Genomic DNA, 6,884 nt, shown 5'->3' with positions numbered 1-6,884 from the left:
GAGGCGCCGTTGCACATGCTGTCGATGGCGCGCGATGCGCTCGCACGCTGTGTGCGGCGCCATGCGCTGTCGTTGCCGCGCGACCTGCGCGCCGCCTGAGCGTCGACGGCGCGGCGCGCGCGATCGGTGACAATGCGCATCCCGTCACGGATGCCCGATCGCCGATGAGCCCGAATGCCTCGCCCGTCTCCCTCACCCGTTACCTGATCGAGGAACAGCGCGAAGGCCGCATCGGCCCGAACCTGCGCCTGCTGATCGAAGTCGTGGCGCGCGCCTGCAAGAGCATCTCGATCGCGGTCGGCAAGGGCGCGCTCGGCGGCGTGCTCGGCGATGCCGGCACCGCGGGCGAAGCCAGCATCAACGTGCAGGGCGAGGCGCAGAAGAAGCTCGACGTGTTGAGCAACGAGATCCTGCTCGAGGCCAACGCCTGGGGCGGCCACCTCGCCGCGCTCGCGTCGGAGGAGATGGACCACTGCGTCGTCATCCCCGACGAATACCCGCGCGGCAGCTACCTGTTGCTGTTCGATCCACTGGACGGTTCGTCGAACATCGACGTCAACATTTCGGTAGGCACGATCTTCTCCGTGCTGCGCTGCCCGGACGACATCGCCACCGTCGGCGACGAGCATTTCCTGCAGCCGGGCACGGCGCAGGTGGCCGCCGGCTACTGCACCTACGGCCCCAGCACGATGCTGGTGCTGACGATCGGCAACGGCACGCATTCCTTCACGCTGGACCGCGAGATCGGCTCGTTCGTGATGACCACGCGCGGCATGAGGATTCCCGAGGAAACCAGGGAATTCGCGGTCAACATGTCGAACCAGCGCTTCTGGGAGCCGCCGATGCAGGCCTATGTCGGCGACCTGCTGGCCGGCACGCAAGGGCCGCGCGGCAAGGACTTCAACATGCGCTGGGTCGCCTCGATGGTGGCGGACGTGCACCGCATCCTGACCCGCGGCGGCATCTTCAGTTACCCGCTCGATGCCAAGTGCGCCGACAAGGGCGGCAAGTTGCGGCTGATGTACGAAGCCAACCCGATGGCGTTCCTGGTGGAACAGGCCGGGGGCGAGGCGAGCACCGGTCGCCAGCGCATGCTCGACGTCGCACCCACGGGATTGCACCAGCGCGTGCCGGTTTTCCTGGGATCGAAGCGCGAAGTGCAGGCGGCAGTCGGGTACCACACGCGGCACGACATGGGCTCGGCCGCTTGAGGCGAGCATGTGAACGATTTGAGTAACCCGTCACGGAATACTTGACCCGGGCCCTGCAAGGGCTACCTTTGCGACAGATGCTGAGGCATCGACGGAGGGGGCAGGCCATGGCAGACGGCGGCGCAGGACGTGACCTCGTTTACATCGCGCGAGCGGGAGGCGCGGCTCCGCCCGCGTGGCTCACGCAGCCGGGCTGGAAAGTGCAGCAGGCGCCCGACGTGCGCGGCCTTCTCAAGATCGTGCAGCGTCGCGCCGACCACCCGTTCGCGGCGCTGCTCGACCTGCGCGAGGGGTTCTCGGAAGCCGACCTCGCCGCCTTTGGCCCCGCGCTGGCGGCCAGCAACGTGGGGTGGGTGGCCGGCATCCGCACCGACCAGCTCGAACAGCCTGCCGTGCGTCGGCTGATCCGCGACTACTGCTACGACTACCTGACCCTGCCCTGCCCCGGCAACGTGCTCGACACGGTGCTCGGGCATGCGCACGGGATGGCGCGGTTGGCCTGCGCCTCGGCCGACAAGCGGGCCAGCACCGGGCTGGAAGGCATCATCGGCGACAGCCCCGGCATGCGCGCGCTCGCACGCACGCTGTGCAAGGCCGCCATGACCGAAGCACCGGTGTTCATCGCCGGCGAGACCGGAACCGGCAAGGAACTCGCGGCGATGGCGCTGCATCGCAACTCGCGGCGCAGCGCGATGCCGTTCGTGGCGATCAACTGCGGCGCGATCCCGCATGCGCTGATCCAGTCCGAACTGTTCGGCTACGAGCGCGGCGCGTTCACCGGCGCGCAGCAACGCAAGCTCGGCCGCATCGAGATGGCCAACGGCGGCACGCTTTTCCTCGACGAGATCGGCGACCTGCCGACCGAGAGCCAGGCGGCGCTGCTGCGCTTCCTGCAGGAAGGCACGTTCCAGCGCCTGGGCGGACACGACACGATCCGCGTCGACGTGCGCGTGGTCTCGGCGACGCATCACGACCTGGAAGCCGCGATCGCGCAGGGTCGCTTCCGCGCCGACCTCTATCACCGCCTGTGCGTGCTGCGGGTGCAACAGCCGCCGCTGCGCGAGCGCGGTCGCGACATCGACCTGCTCGCGGCGCATGCGCTCGGCCTGTATTCCGGCGAAGGCCAGCGCGTGATCAAGGGGTTCGCGCCGTGCGCGCGAGCGGCGCTGCATTCGTACGAGTGGCCGGGCAACGTGCGCGAACTGATCAACCGCGTGCGCCAGGCGGTGGTGATGTGCGAGGGCCGGCTGATCACCGCCAACGACCTCGGCATCCCGTCCACGGTGGGGGCCACGCCGCCCACGCTGGAGGAAGTGCGCGACGACGCCACGCGGCGCGCGGTCGAGGACGCCCTGCAGCGCAACCAGGGCCGGCTGGTCGACGCCGCACGCGACCTGGGAATCTCGCGCGTCACCCTTTACCGCCTGTTGCAGCGGCTGGGCGCGCGGACGGATACCGACGACGCGATCCCCCCGCGCATGACGGCGAAGGCCGCGGCGCCGGAACGCCGCGGCAACGACCGGCGCGAACGCCGGCTCGCCTCGGCCTGACTCAGAACGAGCGCGAGCTGCGCAGCGCGATGACGTAGTTCGGCGAATCGGGCGTGAGCCCGGCGGCGAGTTGCCCGCTGAACGTCCAACCCGACGGCAGCACGTAGCTGGAACCGATGTTGAGCGCGGTGCTGTTGCTGGAGCTTCCCGGCACGCGCGAGTCCTTGGGGTCGCCGGGTGCGCGCGTATGCGTCGCCGCCTGCATCGCGGTCGCCACGCTCAGGCTTATCGCCGCGCGGTCGTTGAGCGCGATCGCCACGCCGCCGCTCAGCTGGAACACCTGCCCCAGCGACACGCGCGCCGGCGCGACCGCGGTGAGCACGGGCGAGATGTCGTCGAAGTTCCCGGGGCGGTTCCAGGTGTACCCGACGTTGCCGAACAGAATCACCGGATCGTACGTGCGCAGCACCGACACATTGCCGGTCACGCTCCACAAGCCACTGCCAGTGGGAAGGTCCGCGGGAACGATCAGGTTGGTGTTGTCGCCGTTGGCCTGGATCAGCTTGAGGCCGAACGGATCGCGTCCGGTCGGCGCCTTGACGCGCAGGCTGCCGACGACGTCCGGCCAGCGCGCGTTCTCCTTGACGATCTGGTAGTAGGCGGCGAGCGAGGCGTCGCCGATGCCATGCGAGCTCACGCTCACTTCGCTGAGCGACGTCGATGCACCGCCGGCGCCGCCGCTGACGAAGCGCGTGTCGCGGAACACGTACGGCAGCGACGCTTCCAGGCTGAGGCGATCGGTCAGCCCGTAGCGCCCGGTGATGTCGAACGTCTCCAGCGAAGCCTTCGACTGGTCGAGGTTGATGGTGCCGAGGAAGATGGCATCGAGCGCGAGGAATCCGCTCAGCGTGAGCTGGCGGCGGTCGTAGTAGCTCCACGTGAAGCCGGAGTCGAGCGTGAACTTGCGCTCGAACAGCGGCGCGTGTTCGCGCACGACGAGCGCCTTGTCCTGCTCGCGACGTTGCTCGTCTTCCGCGCGCTGGGCCTGGCCGACCTGCAACGGTTCCGCGGGCGGCGTTGCCTGCGCGGTCGCCGCGGCGCCGGTGTCGGTGCCGCCCGGGGGCGCGGACGCGGACTGCGGATCACCGCTCAGGCCGCGACCGCGCGCCTGCGCGAGCTCGAGATCCTCGACCTGGCGATGCAGGCGGTCGATCTCGGCCTGCTGTGCCTCGAGTTTCTCGCCGAGTGCCTTCAACTGGTCGCCGACGTCGGCGGGCGGCTCGGCGGCCTTCGTATCCATCGAGCCCACCGCCAGGGCGGCGGCGAGGAACCACGGCGCGCTACGCGCGGCGGTCACGGGCGTCATCGACATCGCTGCATCCTTGTTCAGTGTCGGGAACCGTCAGTGTGGCAGTCCCGCGATCGCGATCAAGGCCTGCTGGATCCCGGCCTGGTGCAGCGAAAGGGTGGGCATCGCGGTGGTCAGCATCTGCAGCTGCAACATGTTGTCGGCAACGAACCCGTCGCCGGCGATGCGGCCGAACTGCAGGATCGAGCCCGAGGCCGACGCGCCGGTGGTGACGTTCTGGCCGATGTTCGCGCCGATGCCCGCAACCCCGATCTGCATGCCGGTGCCGTCGAAATGGATGGTCGCGGTCATCGGGCCGTCCTGCGCCTGCGACTGCGTTGCGCCATTGAAGCCCTGCGGCGCCGGCAGGTCGCCCACCACGCGGATGACGGCGAGGTTGCCCATGCGGTTGCCGTCGCCAGCGATCTGCGTGACCTGGCCGATGCCCTGCACATTGATGGCGTCGCCACCGGTGGCGTTCGCGTTACCGCTCGCCGTCCCGTCGGCGCCCGCGGTGGCCTGCGTGCGGCTGTCGACCTGCACGATGAAGCCGCTGCCTTCGCGCCGGATGTAGAGCGAACCGGTGGCCGCCGCGCTGCCACCGCCCGCGCTGGCGAGGTGGCTGACCAGGTCGATGCGTACGCCCACCAGCATGTCGGCGCCGAAGTACTTGCCGGTCAGGGTGCCGAGCAACGCGTCGTCGACGGGTTCTGCGCGAACGGGTTCGATCCACAGCGGATCGCGCGGGGAAGGTGGCAGGGCGACCGCGGGAAACGCGGCCGCCGCTGCCGTGAGGGCCACGAAAAGCACGAGGGGGAGGGAGTGACGTTTCATGGCGGCCTCAAACAGGGGCGATGCGATTCAACGCATCGCCTAGAACAGGTCGGCGCGCACGAGGCCGAGTTCCACCACGGGAACCGGCTGGGTTGCGCTGCCAAGGGTTTCGACGCGGCGTCGCAGCGCCAGTGATTCGCGGTTGTTCACCAGCGCGGAGTCCAGCAACGGGCGGTCACCGATGACCGCGAGGACGATGCCGTTCCAGCCGCGGGTGAAGTCGTTTTCGTTCATGACGCGATGGCCGAGCGCAGGGTCGGCGACGAAGACGCGTCCCGCCTCCGCGCCCTTGACGATCACGAAATGTTTGTAGCCTTTCAGGTCGAGCAGTGCGATCACCGGCATGCGCAGGCGGTACAGCGCGGCGGCGTCGACGCGGAAGCCGCGCGCCTGCATGCCGCGGCCTTCGACATAGCGCTTCATGTCGAGCATCGAGAAGCCCTGTTGCACGACGGTCTTCGCGTCGGTGCCGACCATCATCCGGCGGATCATTTCCGGCTCGCTGACGTGTTCGCCGTAGCCGTAATTGAGCAATGTGGCGAGCGCGGCGGAACCGCAACTGAAGTCGTAGCGCTGACGCACCATGTCGCGGTAACGCAGGTCACGCAGCGTCACCACGTCCTTGCGCACGGGCATGGAGCCGAGGCGGCTGACATCGACCATCGACTGCGCATTCGCCGTCGCGGTGAGTCCGAGCATCAGCAGCAGCGTGGTCAGTCGACGCATGGGAATCCTCTGCATCGATGCCGGTGGCACAGGACCACCGGCATCGCGTTTCGAACAGGATCTCCCGCGACGACACGGCCGCGGGAGAGGTGTCGCTATCAGCCGCCGCCGCCGCCGGCCGCCGCGATCGCCAGGCCGTTGTGCTGCAGGTTGCCCACGCCAGCCGCGACGTTGACGCCGATGTTGCCGCTCGCCGCCTGCAGCGCGTTGTCGCCGAAGCGCGCCACCACGTCGAGGTCGCCGCACGCGCTGTTGAGTTCGTTCAACAGGGAGAGCTGCTCGCTGTCGGACGACGACTTCGCGATCGAGGCGTCGGCCACCGAAGCGGACATGCCGTTCGACTGTGCGTTGCCCACGCCGGCCGCCACGTTCACGCCCACGTTGCCGATCACGTCGCGCAGCGCGTCGCCGTCGAGCGTGGCGCGATAGTTCGTGTCGTAGGTGTGCGTCGTCGCGTAGTTGCCGAGGCTGGCCTGCGTCGAGAACACCATCGCGTGGCTCAGTGCGGACGCCGCGCTCTTGCCGCCGCCGTCGCTGTGCTTGTCGCCGTCGTCCTTCTTGCCGGAGCTGGCGAGCGTGGTGATCGCCGCATCGTTGGACTGCGCATTGCCCACGCCTGCGCTCACGTTGACGCCGATGTTGCCGCGCGAGTTGCGCAGGGCGTTGTCGGTCATGCGCGCGGTGTGGTCGCCGTCGCCGATGGAGCGGTTGCCGACCGTGTACTGGTCCTGGTCGACGTTGGCCGCGGCTTCGGAATCCACCTTGATCGTGCCTTCGACGCGGACCTTGCCGGCGACGTCGATGAGGTTGGTGATGTAGGTCTTGGTGTTGGTGGCGCTGTCGTCCTGCGCGAATGCGGTGCCGCAGCAGGCGGCGAGGGTGAGGGCGAGGACGGTCATCTGGACTTTCATGGGGGGTCTCTCCTGGGTGGGGTGGTGGTGCGCTTGCTGCTTGCTAAGGGGTGCCCCCGGGTAGCTGGAGCACGATGGCGTTCGCCGACGCATTGCCGACGCCCGCGGTCTGGTTGAGCTGGAGCACGCCCTGTGGATTCGCGAAGGCGGCGCCGTCGATGCGCGCATCGCGCACCGGCAGCTGGACGGGGGCGGCGTCCGGCTCGAGGGGAACGCCGGAGGCCACCGCGGCGAGCGCGGTGACATCGACGTTCTGGAAGAGGTGCGCGGCCGCGTCGTCGCCGCCGAGCACGAGTACGTTGATCTGCGCATTGGCGGCACCGGCCGCCTGGTTCACGGCCAGCACGCCGTTGCCGCCGGTCAG

The 6,884-nt window shown here is 69.0% G+C and carries 6 protein-coding genes and 1 pseudogene; 2 read left to right on the top strand and 5 right to left on the bottom strand.

All coding sequences use genetic code 11. The features are described from left to right. The first annotated feature begins 164 nt into the window (after positions 1 to 164). Together FW784_RS11405 and FW784_RS11400 are read left to right on the top strand one after the other, a co-directional pair. Positions 165 to 1,211 (top strand): class 1 fructose-bisphosphatase, encoded by a 1,047-nt coding sequence (locus FW784_RS11405; RefSeq protein ID WP_149353467.1) that lies wholly within the window; start codon positions 165 to 167, stop codon positions 1,209 to 1,211. Positions 1,212 to 1,318: 107 nt separating this feature from the next. Then, positions 1,319 to 2,761, top strand: a complete 1,443-nt coding sequence (locus FW784_RS11400) for a sigma-54 dependent transcriptional regulator (RefSeq protein WP_149353466.1) — start codon at positions 1,319 to 1,321, stop codon at positions 2,759 to 2,761. Position 2,762: 1 nt separating this feature from the next. Here the strand turns inward: FW784_RS11400 and FW784_RS11395 are convergent, their stop codons facing one another. The 5 genes and pseudogenes from FW784_RS11395 to FW784_RS14420 form a co-directional block, all read right to left on the bottom strand. After that, complete coding sequence (locus FW784_RS11395) at positions 2,763 to 4,073, bottom strand: transporter (RefSeq protein WP_149353465.1); 1,311 nt, start codon at positions 4,071 to 4,073, stop codon at positions 2,763 to 2,765. A gap of 30 nt (positions 4,074 to 4,103) precedes the next feature. Next, positions 4,104 to 4,883, bottom strand: coding sequence for a hypothetical protein (locus FW784_RS11390; RefSeq protein ID WP_149353464.1), 780 nt, complete (start codon positions 4,881 to 4,883; stop codon positions 4,104 to 4,106). A gap of 39 nt (positions 4,884 to 4,922) precedes the next feature. Then, entirely contained in the window at positions 4,923 to 5,609 is a 687-nt protein-coding gene (locus FW784_RS11385; protein WP_205123616.1) for a C39 family peptidase, read from the bottom strand. Between the two features lie 98 nt (positions 5,610 to 5,707). Continuing rightward, positions 5,708 to 6,520, bottom strand: coding sequence for a hypothetical protein (locus FW784_RS11380; RefSeq protein ID WP_149353462.1), 813 nt, complete (start codon positions 6,518 to 6,520; stop codon positions 5,708 to 5,710). A 43-nt stretch (positions 6,521 to 6,563) separates the two neighbouring features. Continuing rightward, positions 6,564 to 6,884: pseudogene (locus FW784_RS14420) on the bottom strand (hypothetical protein); the annotation flags it as partial.

Origin of the sequence: Cognatilysobacter lacus (genome assembly GCF_008274655.1) — a bacterium.
Taxonomy (GTDB): domain Bacteria; phylum Pseudomonadota; class Gammaproteobacteria; order Xanthomonadales; family Xanthomonadaceae; genus Cognatilysobacter; species Cognatilysobacter lacus.
Note: the sequence above shows the minus strand (reverse complement) of the source record. Positions and strands in the feature narration are given on the sequence as shown.